The sequence below is a fragment of the Gilliamella sp. genome, assembly GCF_024104075.1.
GTDB classification, from domain to species: domain Bacteria; phylum Pseudomonadota; class Gammaproteobacteria; order Enterobacterales; family Orbaceae; genus Gilliamella; species Gilliamella bombi.
Genome location: NZ_JAGGHR010000007.1, coordinates 32205 through 51421, shown reverse-complemented (window position 1 = coordinate 51421; position 19217 = coordinate 32205). Strand labels below are relative to the sequence as shown.

Here is a 19217-nt window from a genome sequence, read left to right as displayed (position 1 = left end):
CCTGCCAATATTTTTATTCTAATTATCGCACTTTATTTTTTCGGACAGATGATGCTAGCAATAATTCCTAAAGCTAGTGTGCCTAAAACGATATAAAGACTGGTAATTGGATCTATATCAATACCGTATCCAAATAGATGGTTACTTGCATTTAAAGCCAATTTTCCGGCAATAAAAAAGAGTAAACAGATAATTGCCTTATCAAGATGAGCTAAATACTGTTTCATGGCTTGTAAAATAAAATACATAGTTCTAAGACCCAAAATAGCAAAAATCATTGAGCTATAGACAATTAACGGTTCTTGGCTTACAGCAATCACGGCAGGAACAGAATCAAACGCAAAGATAACGTCACTTAACTCAATTACAACAATACATGAAAACAGCGGTGTAGCATAAAAAATACTTTTAGGTATTTTACCAACTAAATTGCTATTCTCAGGTTTTGCAAGTTCTCTATCAAGTTGTTTTTTGGTTAATAAAATGTGATGGCCGACAATTTTGGGGTAAGATGGAAAAATACGTTTGGCGATGCGAAAAGTTAAGTGATTTGAATAATCCTTTATGTCTTGATCATTATCTTGATTTTTTAGCATTATTATTCCAGTGCAAGCTACTAATATTGAAAAAGCTAATTCCATCCAAGGACCTAAATATAACAAACCTGTTCCAATTACAACAAATATGGCGCGGAATATAATAGCGCCAATAACTCCCCAATAAAGTAAGCGATGTCGATAATTATTAGGTACTGAAAACCAAGAAAAAATAGCCATAATGACAAACAAATTATCGACAGATAGTGCTTTTTCAAGGACGTAACCAGCAACAAATAAGCTAGCAGTAGTACTCCCATGATGAATGTATAAAAATAGTGCAAACCCCAGTGCAACAATTATCCAAAAAAGTGACCATATAATGGCATTTTTTAAACTGATAGGTTTATCGTTATGGTGAGCATATAAATCAACAATAATTGCAGCCAAGGCTAGCATAACAAATACCAACATGGTATCTATTGGAAATCCTAATGAACTTTGCATCATATTTATATTACCTAGTTTTAATTGATTTTAGATAATTTGAATAGTTGGTTTATCCAATTTAACCGTAATATATAATTATAAAAGTGATAGAGTATATATTGCTAGCTAAATCAAAAAAAGTTATATTTGCAAGTCTTATTTAACTGTTTTAATTTAATAATATTTTGAGCCAGTATTTATGATAAAATTTAGGATAATTATTCTCACTCTTCTTCCTTTTATTTCGGGATTATTATATGCACAACCAGTAGAGCCTTATATATCTTCTTTACCTAAAGGAAGTGATTTATCCATTTTGGTTCAATCTGTTGGGCGTAATCCTAAAACATTAGCAAAATATAAAAGTAATCAATTCAAACAACCAGCAAGCACTCAAAAAGTGATAACTGCGTTAGCTGCTCAGCTCGAACTGGGTAATGATTTCCGTTTTATAACTCGTATACAAACCAATGGCTCAATAAGTAATAAACAGTTAAATGGTGATCTTATTATTCAATTAAGTGGAGATCCAACTTTTACTCGTGATCGATTAAAAAGCATGATTGCAACACTGAGCCAAAAAGGTATTGAGAAAATTTCAGGAAATGTGATTTTGGATACTTCAATTTTTACAAGTCATGATAAAGCATCGGGCTGGTCCTGGAATAACTTAACTGCATGTTATAGTGCTCCGCCATCTGCAGCTATTATTGATAATAACTGTTTTAATGCAACCATTATTCCGGGTAAGGTCGGTTCCAAAGCCTCTGTTACGGTATCTTCCAATACTCCTATTATTCTTACTGGTGATGTCAGAACTATTGCTGCTAATAGTAAGGATTTAAATGATAAATATTGTGAATTAGATGTAAACTACTCAGATAAAAACCATTACTATTTATCAGGATGCATTGCTGTAAGTTCAGATAAAATACCGTTAAAATTTGCAGTAATTGATAGTATTGAATATTTTTCGAAAATTTTAAAAAATGAGCTTAAACAAAAAAAAATAACGTATACAGGAACTATTATTGAACGTAATCAAAGGACTAATGCTCAGTTGTCATTATTAGCCTCTAGCCAATCAGCTCAACTTTCTGAACTGTTGACAGTTATGCTTAAAAAATCAAATAATTTGTATGCAGATGCTATATTTAGGACTTTAGGGGCCCATTATTATAATGTTCAAGGTACATGGCGTAATGGCGGTGATGCTGTTAAGCAAATTTTACGTAAAAAAGCGGGTATAAATTTAGAAAATTTAGTTATTGCTGATGGTTCTGGATTATCTAGATTAAACTTGGTTAGCGCCGATAAGTTAATGGAAATTCTACAATATATTGCAGCTAATAATACAAAATTAAGAATTATTGAAATGTTACCAATTGCTGGAGTTGATGGTACTTTGCAGAATCGAAAAAGTCTTAATCAAGCACCTTTTAAAGAAACAATACGAGCCAAAACAGGTTATATTCAAGGTTGCTATAACTTAGCTGGATTTATCCAAAAGTCTGAAGGGGAATATGTTGCATTTGTGCAGCTATTATCAGGATACCAAGCTGATAATAAAGGAGAGCCCAAAAATAGTGCAGTTATGCGATTTGAATCGGAATTCTATAAAAATTTTATTAATTAATAAAGTGTGGTCAGGATACATATATTTAGTATAAGTCCTGACCTTCTTTGTAAATTAAAAGTTATCGGCTAAAAAACCACAGCTCTGATGTTTCCAAAGCTGTGCGTATAAACCATTCTTGTTTAATAATTCTTGATGGGTTCCTTGTTCGATTATTTTACCTTGATCAAGTACGATTAGTCTATCCATTGCCGCAATTGTAGATAATCGATGGGCAATAGCAATAACGGTTTTTCCTTCCATTAAAGTATATAGACTTTCTTGAATTGCTTGCTCAATTTCAGAGTCTAATGCACTTGTTGCTTCATCTAATAATAAAATAGGGGCATTTTTTAAAATGACGCGAGCAATGGCAATACGTTGCCTTTGCCCTCCGGATAATTTTATACCTCGTTCACCAACAAAAGCGTCGTATCCTGTTTTACCTCTTGTATCAACGAGTGTTTGAATAAATTTATCTGCATGAGCCTTTTTGGCTGCTTCTCTCATCTCCTTTTCAGAAGCATTTTTGTTACCGTAAAGTAAGTTTTCTCGTACTGAGCGATGCAATAACGAAGTATCTTGTGTCACCATACCGATTTTAGAACGTAAGCTTTCTTGACTAACGGCAGTAATATCTTGACCATCAATAAAAATATTACCACTTTGTAAATCGTAAAAACGAAGTAATAAATTAATAAGCGTTGATTTTCCAGCTCCAGAACGACCGACCAAACCAATCTTTTCACCAGGTTTGATTGTTAAATTTAAATCTTCAATAATTGAATTGTGTTGTTTTTTATCATAAGCAAAATGGATGTGCTTAAATTCGATTTTCCCTTGGGTAACATGAAGTGATGTTGCATTAGGTTGATCAATAACTGTTTTAGTGGCTGAAAAAGTATTAATCCCATCTTTAACTATGCCAATATTCTCAAATAAAGCTGCCAATTCCCACATAATCCAATGTGAAAAACCGTTTAATCGAAGCGCTACAGCGGTTGTTGTTGCAATTGCACCAACACCAATTAATTGATTACTCCATAGCCATAAGGCAATACCTGTAGTGCTTAGTATCAACAAAATAGACATTAAATGATTAACAATTTCAAAGCTACTGACTAAGCGCATTTGTTTATTGACAGTGACTAAAAAATCATCCATTGATTCTTTAGCGTATTTTGCCTCATTGCCAGCATGAGAAAAAAGTTTTACTGTCATGATGTTGGTATAGGCATCGGTTACTCGTCCTGTCATCGTAGAACGAGCATCTGCTTGCATGCTAGCAACTTTACTTAGACGAGGAATAAAATAATACATAGCAATACCATAAATTAGACACCAGCCTATAAATGGAATTAATAGCCAAAGATCTAATTGCCCGATGATTGTTGCCATAGTAATAAACGAAATAAAGACATAGATAAAAATCTCCGTCACTAAAAAGCAAGTATCACGAACTGCAAGCGCTGTTTGCATGACTTTGGCTGATATTCTACCGGCAAATTCATCTTGGAAAAAACGCATACTTTGATTGAGTACCAACCGATGAAGGTTCCAACGCATTCTCATTGGAAAATTACCAGCCAGGCATTGATGTTTTATAATAGTTTGTAATCCAATAATAATTGTACTTGCTATGATGATTAAGGCTAATATTACTAATGTTGTTTTTTCTTGTTGCCAAAATTTGCTAGGTTCAACAGCTGCAAGCCAATCAATAACCCTACCAAGAGCTGCATATAAAAAGGCTTCAAAAGCGCCAGCGAATGCACTAAGAATAATTAATAATAGTAGAAATAAGCGAGTTCCTTTAGTTGATTGCCATATGAAATTAAAAAAATTTTTAGGCATACATTGATATTCAACTTTTGGATAAGGTGATACTAATTTTTCAAAAAATCGATACATATTCGGCCTGACAAATAATAGAGTTTTTCATTGATAATACAATCAATGATATAAAAAACGAGGATAGCGCAAATATATGTAAATTATCTATGCATTAAATTGTTACATGAAATTTTAGATATATCTGCGATTTATAATATTATAAATATTAAAAAGCTGATGAGGAAATATGATGTTTTATATTTCCTCATATTATGATTATATCTTGAACGTCAATATATAGCCACTAATGGTCTTAAAATATATCTTTTATAATAAGTACAACGCGTCCAACAATATGATATTTATGAAAGTCTACTTTAGGTACTTCAATAGTCGGATATTGGCTATTATTGCAGATTAACAACCATCCATTGAGAGTTAAACGAATCTTTCTCAAAAAGGTAATATCTTCATATTCAATTAAATAGATTGCACCATCAATAATCTCATTTATTTCTGTATTAAGAATTAATCCGTTATTATTTTTGATTTCTGGCGACATTAAATCGCCTTTAGCCCAGTATATAATTAATTTTTTAGCATCCAAACCTCGATGCTTAACCCAACCTTCAACAATAGGATAATTCATTACTGGAGGCGTTTCTCTAACAAAACGCTCTTTTTGTGCTTCTTCTTTTGTTGGTAACTGTTTTTTATATACAGGGATACGATAAATATTTTCGTTATAGACTTCTTCACTGTCTTTAGGATCTAATACTTCTAATTTATGTCCAGTAGCAAGCCAATTAAAGGAAACATTACATTTTTCAGCAATAACTTCTAAACGTGTAAGTGATGGATATGTTTTACCAGATAAATAATCTCGGATTACTGTTTCTGACATATCACATTTTTTAGCGAAGGCCGATACAGATAAACCTTGCATTGAGCTATATAGTCTATCTTTAAAAGTTTTAATATTATTATTTTTAATTGTATTCATCTTTGAACCATTATTTCTTGCATAAGTTTATTAATTATAATGTATTTTTTTTGTTTTTGTATACGTTAATAACATTGAAAATCTATTAGTTTGGTTTTATTCCTATGCTAATTTGTTTTTTTATTTTATATCTTGTTTTTTTATCTTGTTTTTTCATTTTTTTATAGTTGTTGATTTTTTTTTGGAAAAAAACTATTCATTATTTTTTTCTGCTTGAGAATGCGTATTTTTGCGCTAAAAAATTTATTACTGTGTTAATTAAAAGTTTTTTATTGTTTATTTGATATTTATCAAAGGTATCTTAATGGTGGCTTTTTTATATCATTATGATTTTATTTGATTTATATTTTTATGTGGAAATAATTTAAATTGAAAAAATAAATAAAAACGTTGACGAAAGCGAAAAAAAATGGATAATAAGCAGGGTAAGGATTTTTCATTGTTTTCTTTCCTTATATTCCTTATATTTCATGTTGGCCTGTATAGTTTTATACAGGTCTTTTTTTATTTTTGAACTATTCATGAAATCCCTTCACAAAAAGAGTATAATCAGTTTCCTATAGAATCTGTTTTAAAGCTTATCCTAACAGAGCGTTGTATTTATTGAGAGGATTTGATTATGTCTTTTAGCATTCCACATCTTTTAGTGTTTCTTGCCGTAGTGATTTTATTATTTGGCACTAAGAAGTTACGTAATTTAGGTTCGGATCTTGGTTTAGCGTTGAAAGGCTTTAAAAAAGCGATGAATGATGACGAAGTTGAATCAAAAAGTGATAATAAGTTAGATGATAATAAATAGTTGCATTTATTTAGTATGAATTTACAATTTGACGTAGTAATTGTTGGTGGTGGATTAGTTGGTTTAGCCACTGCTTGTGCACTTAGCCAATGTGATTTAAACATTGCGATTATAGATACTAAACTTTGTCAGCATGAATTCTTGCCTCATGCTGAAATAAGTATTAGAGCTTCTGCTATTAATGGCGCTAGCCAGCGCTACTTTTCAAAAATTGGTATATGGGATGATTTATGCAATAGCAACCGTGTACAGGAATTTACTGAGATAGGTGTATGGGAAAAAAATGGTCAAGCCCATTTGTCTGCCCAAGCCAAAGATTACGGTTATTCTAATCTTGGATACATAATTGAAAATAATGTCATTTCTCATTACCTTTACCAGTTTGCCTTAAACTGTTCGAATATTAAAATTTATAGCCATGAAGCAGTTGATTGTACATTTAATGATGATTTTGTCTTTTTGACACTTGCAAATAAAGCTGTTTTACAAGCTAAATTAATGATAGGGGCTGATGGTGCTCATTCTTGGGTGCGTAGGAGTGAAAATATTTCTGTTCTTGAGCGTGATTATCTTCATCATGCTGTGATTACAACTGTTCAAACTGAATATCCTCATCAATCCTGTGCTAGGCAAGTGTTTTATCCCAATGGAATTATTGCTTTTCTTCCTCTTTGGAATGTAAATAAAAGTTGTTTAGTTTGGTCGACAAAACCAGATAATGCGTCAACTTTAACTTCACTTTCTGAATCAGAATTTTCGAACGAATTATTTCGGTTGACTGGTGATAAAGTCGGTAAATGTCAGTTAATTAACTCTAGAATGGTATTCCCATTAAAAGCGCGGTTTGCTAAACAATTTATTAAGCATCGGTTAGTGCTTATTGGCGATGCAGCTCATACTATTCACCCTTTAGCGGGGCAAGGGGTAAATTTAGGTTTTCAAGATTCCGCTTTATTAGTTTCAACCATTAAACAATTAACTGAAACTAATAAAGATATTGGGCTTGTAAAAAATTTAAAATCATTTGAGTTTAATCGTCGCAAAGATGCGTTAGTTATGCTCACGGCCATGCAAACTATTCAAGATATGTTTAATGGTGATAATTTGTTGAAAAAGACGTTAAGAACAATTGGTATGAATGTTATTGATAATAGTCAGCTATTAAAAAAGCAACTGATCAAATATGCTATGCATATTTAATTTAAACTTATATCTAGTTATTATTGTGGCTGTCAAAAACTTTCAGGTAAGTATGTGTTTCAGTATAAAAATAAATTATGATACTTAATAGATTAAGAATCTATTTCAGAAATAACAATCCAACCATAAAATAAGTAAACTGAACTAAAGCCGTATGATCTAATGTGCTTAGCAAATTATAGTTAAACAAGAATAATAATGATGCACTAAAAAGTGCACCAATATTGATAATAAATCGTGATTAAATTGTTTGTTTTAATAAGTTATAAACAGGGGTAGCAAGACCTATTTTTGCGTTGTTAGATTTTAGTTTATACCAATAGCCACTATGTTCATTAAAACCTTTTGTATACTTGGTAATGACACAATAAATAGGAAAGATATCTAAGTGAAAATGACTAAATGTGTGGCGAAATGCAACAAGTTGCTTTGGTGCTGTTGTTTCGATACCTTGTTTTTTTAACCAGTCAGTTATTGCTTGTTTACTTGAAAATTGAGGAAAACAATACAATCCTCCCCAAATACCAGACGGAGGCCTTTTTTCAAGCCAAATTGTATGATCATATTCCAGCATTAAAAAATAGGCTGTTTTTTTGGGAATGGCTTTTTTAGTTTTTTTTGTGGGATAGAGTTGCCAGCTTTCGGTTTTATATGCTAGACAATGGGTTTGCAATGGGCATAAGGAGCATTTAGGTTTAGTGCGTGTGCAAACCATAGCCCCAATATCCATCATAGCTTGATTAAATTTTGCTACCTTATGTTTCGGTGTGACTTGTGCACTTAATTGCCAAAGTTTATTTTCGACAGTTTTAATACCAGGCCAACCTTCAACAGCAAAATATCGGGTTAAAACACGTTTTACGTTGCCATCTAAAATTGGATAATGTTGATTTTGTGCAAGAGATAAAATTGCACCAGCTGTTGAGCGTCCTATGCCTGGAAGTGCGACGACATCATCGAACTTTGTAGGGAACATGCCATTAAATTTATCCACAATTAATTGTGCTGCTTTATGTAAATTACGTGCTCTTGCATAATAACCAAGTCCTGTCCAAAGATGCAATACATCATCAATTGGCGCTTTTGCTAAATCTGTTATTTGTGGGAAGTGCTCAATAAAACGGTTAAAGTAAGGAATAACCGTTGCAACTTGGGTTTGCTGTAGCATCACTTCAGACAACCAAACATGATAAGAGCTTTTTTCGACCTGCCATGGTAGCGATTTTCTGCCATATTGTTCATACCACGTCAGGACAGCTTGCGAAAAGTATTGTATTGTCATAGCCATTACATTGCAGCAACAATAGAATCACTAGGATAGCACCCTAGTACCTTAGTATATAAAGTCATTGATGCCAATTCTTTGAGAGCTGTTTGCATTTCATAAGAATGAATGTTACCTTGCAAATCGATATAAAACATCTCTTCCCAAGGCGTACCATGAATTGGTCGTGATTCAAGTTTAGTCATAACAATGTTATGGTTACGTAATACCGATAGCGCATCAACTAAAGCACCTGCTTGCTGACCTGTTTTCATGAGAATTGTGGTTTTAGCTGGGATTTGAGCAGATACTTCTATTGGCTGACGAGCTAACACAATAAAACGAGTAATGTTTTCTTTTTGATTAGCAAAATTATGTTCAAGGACTTGTAGCCCATATAATTCACCACCATCTTTATTACCCATAGCTGCAACATTAGGTTGATTCAATTTAGCTACAGTTTCCATTGCTGATGAAGTACTATCGCAGTATATGATTTTCCAATGAGGATAGTTCTCTAAGAAATTACTACATTGCTGGAATGGTTGTGGATGGCTATAAATAGTATCGATTTGCTCTAGCTGTGAATTTTGTATAGCAAGAACACAATGATCAATAGGTAAAGAGAGCTCACCAATAATATGTAGATTAGTTTTTTGCAATAAATCATAAACTTCATTAATTGAGCCAGAACTTGAATTTTCTATTGGTAAAATTCCATAATCTACGGCACCATTTTCGACTTGTTCAAAAATCTCTTTAAAGGTTGAACAGCTTAATTCAATCATTTCATCTAAGTGAGTGCTAGCATAGCGGCGAGCAGCAGAATGCGAATAAGATCCTTTGGGGCCTAAAAAGGCAACTTTGGCTGTGGTGATTGTGCTGAGATTAAGCTTTTCTTGCAAGATTTTTTGTTGTAATAGTACAGAATCTTCAATAATTAATTGATATAAGCGTTTAATGAAAATATCATCGAGATGATAGTCTTTGCCTTCATTGATTAAGGTTCTGATAAGTGAACGCTCACGATTAATGTCGCGCACAGGAATGTTTGCTTCAATTTTCGTATGAATTACTTGTGTTGAAAGTTGGCGCCTCTGGGCAATAAGCTCTAACAATTTTTTATCTAATTTATTAATTTTATTTCGCAAAGATAATAAAGGATTTGTAGCCATTTTTTATTAGTTATTTAAAAAAGATAGCTTGTATTATAACAAGCAAAAAAATAAAGGCACCATCAAAGTGCCTTTTTATTCAATCAAGAAAATTGACGAATTAAATTTCTTCTTCTAATACTGCGTCTTTTATGCTGTTAACCGCACGCCGAGATTCATTCTTGTGTTGTAGTTTATTAAGTTGTTTTTCAAGCTTATCAATAAGGTCATTTATTGCAGCATACATATCAATATGTTTGGCAGAGGCAACTAATGAAGTTCCTTTGGTGGCAATTGTTGCATCAACAATAAATCCATCTGGTTCTTTCGATAAAATAAAATGAGGGTTGATTAACAGTGCTCTCCATTTATCTAACTTCGAAAATTTATCTTCTAGATAGCTACGAATAGCAGGAGTAACATCCATTTGTTTACTGGTAATACTTAAAGTCATAATTGACCTCCTCATTTTTTATCAACAAAGTTAATTTTAATGTTGTTATTACATTGGCAAATTATTTTAGTCTCGTCAATAAGATCTTTGCTTTTGTCTAATTTTTATTAATTTAATTTTGAAATAAATTCCATTGACTGAATATTGCATAACATGGTGGAGGGGCTGACACTGATTTTACCATGAATTTAATATATACTGTATTAATAATTATTTAGTTTATCCTATGTTATAGGTAATTTTCAATAATGAGGACAATGTGAGTTATTTAGATAATGTGAAGATTGTTTTGGTTGAAACATCTCATACAGGCAATATGGGCTCTGCTGCGAGAGCAATGAAAACCATGGGATTAACTAACCTTTGTTTAGTTAATCCGATCATCAAGCCTGATTCTCAATCGATTTCGTTAGCTGCAGGTGCCAGTGATATTATAAAAAATGCACAAATCTTTTCTTCACTTGAACAAGCCATTGCTGATTGTACTTTAGTGATTGGTACTAGTGCGCGTTCTCGTAGTTTACAGTGGCCATATTTAACTCCCAAAAAGTGTGGTGATAAGATTATTCAAGAAGCCTCAAATCTCCATACTCAAGTCGCTTTGGTATTTGGGCGTGAGCGTGTTGGTTTAACTAATGAAGAATTGCAAAAGTGCCATTATCATGTTGGAATTCCAGCTAACCCTAGTTATAGTTCTTTAAATCTTGCCATGTCGGTACAGGTTTTGTGTTATGAAATTCGCATGTCAATGCTCAATCTTGAAGATCAGCAATCTGAAAAGGAAAATGAGAATATGGCTGAAACTGAGTTTCCTATAGATGCTGATATAGAGCGATTTTACCAGCATTTAGAACAAACTTTGTTACAGACAGGGTTTATTAATGCCAATCATCCAGGACAAATTATGGGGCGTTTGCGTCGATTATTTACACGTGCACGTATTGAACAACAGGAACTAAATATTTTGCGTGGCATTTTAACTTCGATTAATAAAATTTTACATTGATGTCAAATAGAAACACCCACAGATTTGTGGGTGCTATTTTAAGGTTGATACTGTTTAATGTAGTATCTTATCTATTAATCAAAATATCAATTCTAAGTATGTTAGCTTTTAGCTTTTAGCTTTTTTGCGCCATGTTGTGCCGTTTGCACTATCTTCAAGAACAATATTCATTGCATTTAGTTTGTCACGAGCTTCATCGGCCTGAGACCAATTTTTGCTTGCTCTTGCTTCGTTACGTTGTTTTATTAATGCTTCGACTAATGCTACATCAACATCATCTTGCTTATCACCTTGTAAAAATTTAACAGGATCTTGCTCTAATAATCCAAGTACTGCTGATAAATAACGTAACTCAGCTGCTAATTCATTAGCAAGTTGCATATTATTATCGGCTTTGGCTTTGTTTATTTCACGAGCCAAGTCAAAAAGCGTTGAATAAGCTTCTGGTGTATTAAAGTCATCATCCATGGCGTTACAAAACTGGCGATAATAATTACTGTCAGGTGTCGTATATGGATGATTCGCATCAGTATCACGCAAGGCTGTATATAGTCGCTCAAGTGCCATTCTTGCTTGTTTTAAATTATCTTCACTATAATTTAACTGACTACGATAATGACCAGATAGTAAGAAATAACGTACTGTTTCAGCATCATAATGCTTTAATACATCGCGAATAGTGAAAAAATTATTGAGTGATTTTGACATTTTTTCTTGGTCGATCATTACCATACCAGAGTGCATCCAGTAATTTACATATTGACCGTTATGCGCACAAGTTGATTGGGCAATTTCGTTTTCATGATGCGGAAACATTAAATCTGAACCACCACCGTGAATATCAAAGTGATTGCCTAATTGATAGCTGTTCATTGCTGAACATTCAATGTGCCAACCAGGGCGACCTTTACCCCATGGTGAATCCCAACTTGGTTCGTTAGGTTTTGACATTTTCCATAATACAAAATCCATTGGATTTTGTTTAACATCAACAACTTCAACTCGAGCACCAGCTTGTAATTGTTCTAAATTTTGGTGAGATAAAATACCGTAATTCGGATCGCTGTCTACCGAAAACATGACATCACCATTATTGGCAATATATGCATGTTTTTTTTCGAGAAGCTCTTCAACTAATTTGATGATTTGTGACATATGATGAGTTGCACGAGGCTCTATATCAGGCCGACGAATATTTAGTGCATCAAAATCGGTATACATTTCTTGTAGCATTCTATCTGTAAGTTGATCACAGGTTTCACCATTTTCGAACGCACGTCTAATTATTTTGTCATCAACATCAGTAATATTACGAACATAAGTTAAATCGTAACCTAAAAAACGTAAATAACGTGCGACAACATCGAAAGCAACGAAAGTACGTCCGTGACCAATATGACAAAGATCGTAAATTGTCACTCCACAAACATAGAGTCCAACTTTATTAGGGGTAATTGGTTGAAATATTTCTTTTTCTCGTGTTAATGTATTGAATATTTTTAACATTATAATCTACAGGGTAAAATTGATGGATTTTGTTAGATAATATAACAAAATTCTGGATATGACGAAATTACTTATTAAGAACTTTGTAAGCAAAATTGAGAAAATGCGTATAACAATATAACTGAATTAAATTTGTTGAGTTTGTATAGATGTTTTTAAGGTTGATGATAAGAAATATGATGTACTATAAATACAAACCTTAATCTTATTTAAATTGGCGGTTTACCCGCCAATTTAAATTAAAATAACTTATTGTTTTAAATGGCGATAGATATAAATGAGTATAATCGATCCAAGTACTGAAATTAACAAACTAGGGAAATTAAATCCAGTTACACTACCCCAACCAAAGAAGGTGCTAATATACCCACCCACTAAGGCTCCTGCTATGCCTAATAAAATAGTTTTAAAAACCCCTACACGTCCTAGTGGCATAAAAAACTTTGCAATCCAGCCGGCAATTAATCCTAGAATAACCCAACTTATAATACCCATGATAATTTCCTTCTTTTATTGAAATTAATTTTAGTTTACTCAAATAAATAAAAAAATCTAACAGATGTTGATGCTCAATGTAATAGTTTTAATCAATTGATTAAAAATAATAAATGACGGTAAATTTTTTAATAATCAATGAATAAGGATTTGGTAGGTAAATGCTGTTGGTAATTTGTTATCTTATGATTTTTTTAATTAAAATTAAAGTATTTGACCATGTTTCCAACTCTGGACATATACTTGATGAATATAGGAAGATAACTAAACGTAATTAAAAGGGAGGTTTAATCTCCCTTTATATATTATTGTTCGAAAATTGTTTTATGTAGAATTTTAATAATTGACTCGGCATCATTGCTTTTTGCTAATAAACAAAGATTGTGAGTACTTGCCCCATAACAGCAAAGCCTAATAATAAATTCATCTAATACACCAAACACTTCTTTTGCAATGCCTCTGGTTGAGGTTAGGTTATTACCAATAATAGCAATGAGAGCTAAATCTTCCTCAATATCGACATGACAAACGGTTGATAATTCATCAAATAATTCTTTTGTTAATAAACTGTTTCCGTTGGTATTGGTACCTGTAGTGTCGATGGTTAGTGCAATACTTACTTCTGATGTAGTTACTAAATCAACCGAAATGTTATGCTTAGCTAATATCGTAAACACATTTGCAAGAAAGCCTTGTGCATGTAGCATATTTAAACTGGTTAGTGTTAGTAAGGTTTGTTTACGACGTAACGCCAATGCTCTGAAAACAGGTAATTTAGATGTGATGCTATTAGTGCTATAAACAATAGTTCCTCCATCTTGTGGCGCTTTACTTGAACCAACAAAGACTGGTATATTGCTACGTACAGCTGGGACTAGCGTTGCTGGGTGTAGTACTTTTGCTCCAAACGTTGCCATTTCGGTCGCCTCCGCAAAAGATATTTCATCAATGCGTTTAGCTGCTGGAGTAATGCGAGGGTCGTTAGTATAAATTCCAGCAACATCAGTCCAAATATCAATTTGAGTTGCACCCAATGCTTCACCTAGTAAAGCTGCTGTATAGTCACTTCCACCTCGTCCTAAAGTAGTGGTTTTTCCAGAACTTTCACTGCCAATAAACCCTTGTGTTACAATGACACAACTATTGTCTAGTGACTTTAAATGGGCACAACAAAGCTGTTTAATATCTTCAATTTTAGGTGTTGCTTTACCAAAGTTATTATTGGTGCGCATAACTTTTCGTACGTCAAACCACATGGCTTTTTTCTGTTTTTCTTTTAATATTTCGACAAACAGTTTTGAAGACATAATTTCACCGTGGCTAACAAGCTCATCGGTTAACGCAGGTGATGTTGCTAAGCTTGCCGCTTCTGACAATGAGGCTATATTGGCAATGATTTGGTCAATTTCAGCACGTAGTTTTGGATTTTCAGGTAATTGTTCTAGAATGTTGTATTGGATAGATTGAATTTTCGCAATATGTTGAGATCTTACTTCAGCGTCACGTCCTTCTGCTAATGCAACTAACAAATTTGTTACGCCAGCGGAGGCTGATAATACAACAACCTTTATGTTAGGGTTAGCTATTACAATATTGGCACTATTAACCATTGCTGGATAATCGGCAACACTAGTACCACCAAATTTAGCTATTATAAATGATGTTTCCATGGATTCCTCATATTAAAAATTTTTATTTTTAACAGAGTTAGAGCGGGCATGTTCTATTTACAATTAAAAAGTACAAACCATGAAGCGCTCCACCTGTTAAGGTGACAACCCAAGGGATTCAGCCCTTGCAGTCGATTTAATTACTTCTGGATGAGTAATCAAACCTCGGCATTACGTCCCCTCGATCATTTATTAGTGGTTCCAGTCCCTAAAATGACTTACCTGAGTAATGCGCCTCTTCGTTTTGCAACTTCTGTTACGAAATCAGCACTATATAGGATTAACGATTTTATTAATTGTGTCAATAGGTTAAAAGTTAAAAATTATTTAGTTGTAATATGGCAAAATGGAAAGATCTATAGCTCTCGTTCAAACAATTCAATAATAGTTTGATATAATTTTTTTACAGTACATTCTTTAGTTGGTGTACTAAAGATTGTATCATCACCAGCAATTGAACCTAAAATACCTTCCGATTTACCAATTGAGTCTAGTAATCGAGCAATGAGTTGAGCTGCGCCTGGGCTAGTACGTATCACCACCATTGAGCTATTGAAATCAATATCAATCACTAAGTTTTTTAATGGGCTACTAGTTGTTGGTACGCTTATTTCTGCAGGTAAACAATAGACCATTTCGGATTTTGCATTTCTGGTTCTTACCGCACCAAATTTGGTTAGCATACGTGAAACTTTTGATTGATTAATGTTATCAAATCCTTGTTCTTGTAACGCTTGTACGATTTCTACTTGTGAACTAAACTTCTCTTGACGAAGCATCTCTTTAAATGTTTTTGTGAGATTAGCTTGTTTCATAATGTTCCTTGGCTTCTAATTTGTTACTCTTTACTACTAATAAATGTCGTTATAAGACTCATAATAAAGTCTAATTGATAATTAAATCAAAATAACTACGACCAATTTTAATGTATCAGTAGCAATTATTATATACATAATTATGCGTTAAATATGCATAAAATTAAAGTGTTGATTTAATAGCATCCTTCGGTCTATAAGATTTCACTATTTGGTCATAGGTTTCAATATAAGGTCCTTCTAGTAGTTGTATACAATAAGGGATACTAGCAAATATGCCACTCACAATAACATTACCTTGATCATCTTTAACACCCTCAAGTGTTTCTTTAATTGATTTTGGTCTACCAGGTAGGTTGATGATTAGACATTTTTTGCGAATAACACCAACTTGCCTAGATAAAATAGCAGTTGGTACAAAATGTAAACTGATCTGACGCATCTGTTCGCCATAACCTGGCATTACACGATCAGCGATTGCTAATGTTGCATCAGGCGTTACGTCTCTAGTCGCAGGGCCTGTGCCACCAGTAGTTAAAATTAAATGGCAATGTTGACTATCAACAAGTTCACATAATGTTTGTTCAATAACAACTTGTTCATCTGGAATAATATGGTTTTCGGTTGTAAATGGTGTTTTCAGTGCTGTTTGCAACCATGATATTAATGATGGTATGCCTTCATCTTGATAAATGCCACTTGATGCTCTATCTGACACTGAAACTAATCCAATCTTAAACATGATACTTATTCCTTAAGCAATAACTTAGACGCAGAATGATAATTAAAGATACGTTATTAGTATTTAATTAATAATATGTGTTTTATTTTAGAAATTATAATTTATTTATATTGATATAAATAAAACTAAAAAGCTCTTTACAATGATTGATTATATTGTCGATTCATTAAACATGATATCATATTATTAAAATAATAATTGATTCACTTAGGATATATTCATGCTATCAATTCCTGCACTTGAGTTAATCTCACTCAAGAAAATCTATAAAAACGGTGTAGAAGCATTAAAAGGTATCGATTTAACTGTACAAGCAGGCGATTTTTATGCTTTGCTGGGACCAAATGGCGCTGGTAAATCAACAACAATAGGTATTATTAGTTCATTAGTGACTAAAACTTGCGGGCAAGTAAAAATCTTTGGTTACGACTTAGATACCGATATTGTAAATGCTAAAAGACAATTAGGGATTGTACCGCAAGAATTCAATTTTAACCAATTTGAAGAAGTGTTACAAATAGTCACTAATCAAGGTGGTTATTATGGATTGCCCCGAAAAATCGCATTAGAGCGAGCCGAAAAATATTTGCGAGTTTTAGATTTGTGGGATAAACGTCATAGTCGAGCTAACATGCTATCAGGTGGAATGAAAAGGCGATTAATGATAGCCAGAGCTCTCGTGCATGAACCTAAATTATTAATTCTTGATGAGCCGACTGCAGGCGTTGATATTGAATTACGCCGTTCTATGTGGGATTTTTTACGTGAAATCAATCGTCAAGGTATCACAATTATTTTAACTACACATTATTTAGAAGAGGCAGAAATGCTCTGTAGAAATATTGGTATTATTCAGAGCGGCAAATTGATAGCAAACTCATCAATGCGTGAGCTATTGGCGAAAAGCCAATCTGAAACAATTGTTATTGATTATGTGGCAACGCCTAAGCCGATTGAGTTAAATGGCTATAATTATTTCGATGTTGAGCCTGGGATGTTGGAAGTGAAAGTAGATAAACAAAATGGATTAAATCAATTATTTGAACAATTAAATAAACAAAATATTAAAGTTATCAGCGTACGAAATAAAGCGAATCGATTAGAAGAGTTATTTGTTGAGCTGTTGCATAGTGATACTAAACAAAAAGGTGGCATTAATGAATAATTTATATTGGATTGCCTTAAAAAGTATTTGGCGTAAAGAAGTGACCCGATTTTTAAGAATTTGGATTCAAACCTTAATTCCACCTGTTATTACCATGTCTCTTTATTTTATTATCTTTGGTAATTTAATTGGCTCTCGTGTTGGCGACATGGGCGGTTTTAGCTATATGGAATTTATTGTTCCAGGCTTAATAATGATGTCAGTAATTACTAATTCCTATACCAATGTTTGTTCATCCTTTTTTAGTGCTAAATTTCAACGTAACATTGAAGAAATATTGGTGGCACCAGTACCAACAAATATTCTTATTCTAGGATATGTCGGTGGTGGTGTGATGCGCGGTATTTTAACGGGTATTTTGGTTACTGTTGTATCGCTATTCTTTGTTCGCTTCGATGTACATTCTTGGTTGTTTGTTATTTTTACATTGCTATTGACCTCAATTTTATTTTCATTAGCTGGTCTACTCAATGCAGTATTTGCCAAGACGTTTGATGATATAAGCATTATTCCAACATTTGTGTTAACACCATTAACTTATCTAGGCGGTGTTTTTTATTCAATTACAATGCTACCAACATTTTGGCAATGGGTATCGAAAATTAATCCCATTGTTTATATGATTAATGGTTTTCGTTATGGATTTTTGGGAGTGTCAGATGTGCCATTATGGATCACATTTTCAATGCTTATTTTATTTGTAACTGTACTTTATGTAATTGCATGGCGACTGATTGATAGTGGACTAGGATTGAGAAGTTAATTAAAGCTAGGAAATAGTAATTATTATTCCGCCGTATTGTATCGGCGGAATAATAATTAGCTACTGTGCACCAGCAACAGCTTCCTTAGCCATCTCAGTGATTTTAGTAAAATCACCTTTTGCTATGGCATCCGTTGGAATAAACCAAGTTCCACCAACACATAGTACATTATTAAGTGCCAAATAATCACGGTAGTTTTTAGGATTCACACCGCCTGTAGGGCAAAACTTCATGTATCCGCAAGGACCAGAAAATGCCTTTAATGCAGCAACTCCGCCATTGATTTCAGCTGGGAAGAATTTTAATGCCGTTAAACCATATTCTTGGGCTTTTAATAATTCAGAAATAGTTGCAATACCAGGAATAACAGGAATAGGGCCTGCAACTGCAGCTTCTAAAATAGCATCGGTAATTCCTGGTGTAATAACAAACTCTACACCAGCTTCAGTAACTTGTTTTAGTTGTTCAACACTAGTTACTGTTCCTGCTCCTACAATTGCTTCAGGAACTTCTTTGCTGATTTTCTTAATTGCTTCAATCGCACAAGCTGTTCTTAACGTTACTTCTAGTACCTTCACTCCACCAGCAATAAGAGCTTTAGCTAGTGGTACAGCATCCTCAATTCGTTCAATAACGATAACCGGAACCACTGGTCCCATAGTTAAAATTTCTTCAGCACTTCGTTTCCATTTTTTCATTTGTTTCTA

At 33.2% G+C, this 19217-nt stretch carries 18 protein-coding genes and 1 riboswitch; of the genes, 6 read left to right on the top strand and 12 right to left on the bottom strand.

The window, feature by feature from the left end; genetic code table 11:
• Nucleotides 1-32 precede the first annotated feature (32 nt).
• Nucleotides 33-1046 (bottom strand): TerC/Alx family metal homeostasis membrane protein, encoded by a 1014-nt coding sequence (locus J6569_RS03610; protein WP_296300735.1) that lies wholly within the window; start codon nt 1044-1046, stop codon nt 33-35.
• Between the two features lie 178 nt (nt 1047-1224).
• On the opposite strand from J6569_RS03610, the gene dacB reads away from it, so the two are divergent.
• Complete coding sequence (gene dacB, locus J6569_RS03605) at nt 1225-2661, top strand: serine-type D-Ala-D-Ala carboxypeptidase (RefSeq protein WP_296317634.1); 1437 nt, start codon at nt 1225-1227, stop codon at nt 2659-2661.
• Between the two features lie 54 nt (nt 2662-2715).
• Here the strand turns inward: dacB and J6569_RS03600 are convergent, their stop codons facing one another.
• Both J6569_RS03600 and J6569_RS03595 read right to left on the bottom strand, forming a co-directional pair.
• Entirely contained in the window at nt 2716-4551 is a 1836-nt protein-coding gene (locus tag J6569_RS03600) for an ABC transporter ATP-binding protein (RefSeq protein ID WP_296317632.1), read from the bottom strand.
• 235 nt (nt 4552-4786) lie between these two features.
• Nucleotides 4787-5476, bottom strand: a complete 690-nt coding sequence (locus tag J6569_RS03595) for a S24 family peptidase (RefSeq protein ID WP_034909729.1) — start codon at nt 5474-5476, stop codon at nt 4787-4789.
• Nucleotides 5477-6095: 619 nt separating this feature from the next.
• Between J6569_RS03595 and J6569_RS03590 the strand changes: the two genes are divergently transcribed.
• Complete coding sequence (locus J6569_RS03590) at nt 6096-6275, top strand: Sec-independent protein translocase subunit TatA (RefSeq protein ID WP_034909727.1); 180 nt, start codon at nt 6096-6098, stop codon at nt 6273-6275.
• 15 nt (nt 6276-6290) lie between these two features.
• A complete protein-coding gene (locus J6569_RS03585; protein WP_296317631.1) occupies nt 6291-7475 on the top strand; it encodes an FAD-dependent monooxygenase in 1185 nt (394 codons plus the stop codon).
• Nucleotides 7476-7716: 241 nt separating this feature from the next.
• Here the strand turns inward: J6569_RS03585 and mutY are convergent, their stop codons facing one another.
• The 3 genes from mutY to raiA all read right to left on the bottom strand — a co-directional run bounded on the left by mutY (nt 7717) and on the right by raiA (nt 10347).
• Nucleotides 7717-8757, bottom strand: coding sequence for an A/G-specific adenine glycosylase (gene mutY, locus J6569_RS03580; RefSeq protein WP_296317630.1), 1041 nt, complete (start codon nt 8755-8757; stop codon nt 7717-7719).
• 5 nt (nt 8758-8762) lie between these two features.
• Nucleotides 8763-9914 carry a bifunctional chorismate mutase/prephenate dehydratase gene (pheA, locus tag J6569_RS03575; RefSeq protein ID WP_296317629.1) on the bottom strand — a complete coding sequence of 384 codons (1152 nt, stop codon included), beginning with the start codon at nt 9912-9914 and terminating at the stop codon, nt 8763-8765.
• Between the two features lie 100 nt (nt 9915-10014).
• The gene (gene raiA, locus J6569_RS03570) at nt 10015-10347 is read right to left on the bottom strand and encodes a ribosome-associated translation inhibitor RaiA (RefSeq protein WP_065636277.1); all 333 of its coding nucleotides are present in this window, start codon (nt 10345-10347) and stop codon (nt 10015-10017) included.
• A gap of 259 nt (nt 10348-10606) precedes the next feature.
• On the opposite strand from raiA, the gene trmJ reads away from it, so the two are divergent.
• Entirely contained in the window at nt 10607-11353 is a 747-nt protein-coding gene (gene trmJ / locus J6569_RS03565) for a tRNA (cytosine(32)/uridine(32)-2'-O)-methyltransferase TrmJ (protein ID WP_085164421.1), read from the top strand.
• Between the two features lie 108 nt (nt 11354-11461).
• On the opposite strand, the gene cysS is transcribed toward trmJ, so the two are convergent.
• From cysS to mog, 5 genes are all read right to left on the bottom strand, one after another.
• Nucleotides 11462-12859, bottom strand: a complete 1398-nt coding sequence (gene cysS, locus J6569_RS03560; protein ID WP_296300741.1) for a cysteine--tRNA ligase — start codon at nt 12857-12859, stop codon at nt 11462-11464.
• 249 nt (nt 12860-13108) lie between these two features.
• Nucleotides 13109-13354: a GlsB/YeaQ/YmgE family stress response membrane protein gene (locus J6569_RS03555; protein WP_065560625.1), complete on the bottom strand. Its 246-nt coding sequence runs from the start codon at nt 13352-13354 to the stop codon at nt 13109-13111.
• Nucleotides 13355-13659: 305 nt separating this feature from the next.
• Complete coding sequence (gene lysC, locus J6569_RS03550) at nt 13660-15024, bottom strand: lysine-sensitive aspartokinase 3 (protein ID WP_296317628.1); 1365 nt, start codon at nt 15022-15024, stop codon at nt 13660-13662.
• Nucleotides 15025-15098: 74 nt separating this feature from the next.
• Nucleotides 15099-15272: riboswitch (Lysine riboswitch) on the bottom strand.
• Nucleotides 15273-15380: 108 nt separating this feature from the next.
• On the bottom strand, nt 15381-15839 hold the full coding sequence (gene argR, locus J6569_RS03545) for a transcriptional regulator ArgR (RefSeq protein ID WP_065560627.1): 459 nt from the start codon (nt 15837-15839) through the stop codon (nt 15381-15383).
• 163 nt (nt 15840-16002) lie between these two features.
• Nucleotides 16003-16581 carry a molybdopterin adenylyltransferase gene (mog, locus tag J6569_RS03540; protein ID WP_065589534.1) on the bottom strand — a complete coding sequence of 193 codons (579 nt, stop codon included), beginning with the start codon at nt 16579-16581 and terminating at the stop codon, nt 16003-16005.
• A 220-nt stretch (nt 16582-16801) separates the two neighbouring features.
• Here mog and J6569_RS03535 point away from each other — a divergent pair, with 220 nt between their 5' ends.
• Nucleotides 16802-17746 (top strand): ABC transporter ATP-binding protein, encoded by a 945-nt coding sequence (locus tag J6569_RS03535; RefSeq protein WP_065589535.1) that lies wholly within the window; start codon nt 16802-16804, stop codon nt 17744-17746.
• Nucleotides 17739-18509 carry an ABC transporter permease gene (locus J6569_RS03530; RefSeq protein ID WP_085164429.1) on the top strand — a complete coding sequence of 257 codons (771 nt, stop codon included), beginning with the start codon at nt 17739-17741 and terminating at the stop codon, nt 18507-18509. Before J6569_RS03535 ends, J6569_RS03530 begins: the two co-directional genes overlap by 8 nt.
• Nucleotides 18510-18569: 60 nt before the next feature.
• Here J6569_RS03530 and J6569_RS03525 read toward each other — a convergent pair whose 3' ends face one another.
• Nucleotides 18570-19208 (bottom strand): bifunctional 4-hydroxy-2-oxoglutarate aldolase/2-dehydro-3-deoxy-phosphogluconate aldolase, encoded by a 639-nt coding sequence (locus J6569_RS03525; RefSeq protein ID WP_085164431.1) that lies wholly within the window; start codon nt 19206-19208, stop codon nt 18570-18572.
• Nucleotides 19209-19217 lie beyond the last annotated feature (9 nt).

Bases quoted from the DNA above. Each gene is read 5' to 3' on its own strand.
- cysS (WP_296300741.1), bottom strand. From the start codon at position 12,859: ATGTTAAAAATATTCAATACATTAACACGAGAAAAAGAAATATTTCAA.
- J6569_RS03525 (WP_085164431.1), bottom strand. From the start codon at position 19,208: ATGAAAAAATGGAAACGAAGTGCTGAAGAAATTTTAACTATGGGACCA.
- raiA (WP_065636277.1), bottom strand. From the start codon at position 10,347: ATGACTTTAAGTATTACCAGTAAACAAATGGATGTTACTCCTGCTATT.
- argR (WP_065560627.1), bottom strand. From the start codon at position 15,839: ATGAAACAAGCTAATCTCACAAAAACATTTAAAGAGATGCTTCGTCAA.
- mog (WP_065589534.1), bottom strand. From the start codon at position 16,581: ATGTTTAAGATTGGATTAGTTTCAGTGTCAGATAGAGCATCAAGTGGC.
- J6569_RS03600 (WP_296317632.1), bottom strand. From the start codon at position 4,551: ATGTATCGATTTTTTGAAAAATTAGTATCACCTTATCCAAAAGTTGAA.
- J6569_RS03610 (WP_296300735.1), bottom strand. From the start codon at position 1,046: ATGATGCAAAGTTCATTAGGATTTCCAATAGATACCATGTTGGTATTT.
- J6569_RS03590 (WP_034909727.1), top strand. From the start codon at position 6,096: ATGTCTTTTAGCATTCCACATCTTTTAGTGTTTCTTGCCGTAGTGATT.
- pheA (WP_296317629.1), bottom strand. From the start codon at position 9,914: ATGGCTACAAATCCTTTATTATCTTTGCGAAATAAAATTAATAAATTA.
- mutY (WP_296317630.1), bottom strand. From the start codon at position 8,757: ATGACAATACAATACTTTTCGCAAGCTGTCCTGACGTGGTATGAACAA.
- J6569_RS03535 (WP_065589535.1), top strand. From the start codon at position 16,802: ATGCTATCAATTCCTGCACTTGAGTTAATCTCACTCAAGAAAATCTAT.
- dacB (WP_296317634.1), top strand. From the start codon at position 1,225: ATGATAAAATTTAGGATAATTATTCTCACTCTTCTTCCTTTTATTTCG.
- J6569_RS03555 (WP_065560625.1), bottom strand. From the start codon at position 13,354: ATGGGTATTATAAGTTGGGTTATTCTAGGATTAATTGCCGGCTGGATT.
- J6569_RS03530 (WP_085164429.1), top strand. From the start codon at position 17,739: ATGAATAATTTATATTGGATTGCCTTAAAAAGTATTTGGCGTAAAGAA.
- J6569_RS03595 (WP_034909729.1), bottom strand. From the start codon at position 5,476: ATGAATACAATTAAAAATAATAATATTAAAACTTTTAAAGATAGACTA.
- lysC (WP_296317628.1), bottom strand. From the start codon at position 15,024: ATGGAAACATCATTTATAATAGCTAAATTTGGTGGTACTAGTGTTGCC.
- J6569_RS03585 (WP_296317631.1), top strand. From the start codon at position 6,291: ATGAATTTACAATTTGACGTAGTAATTGTTGGTGGTGGATTAGTTGGT.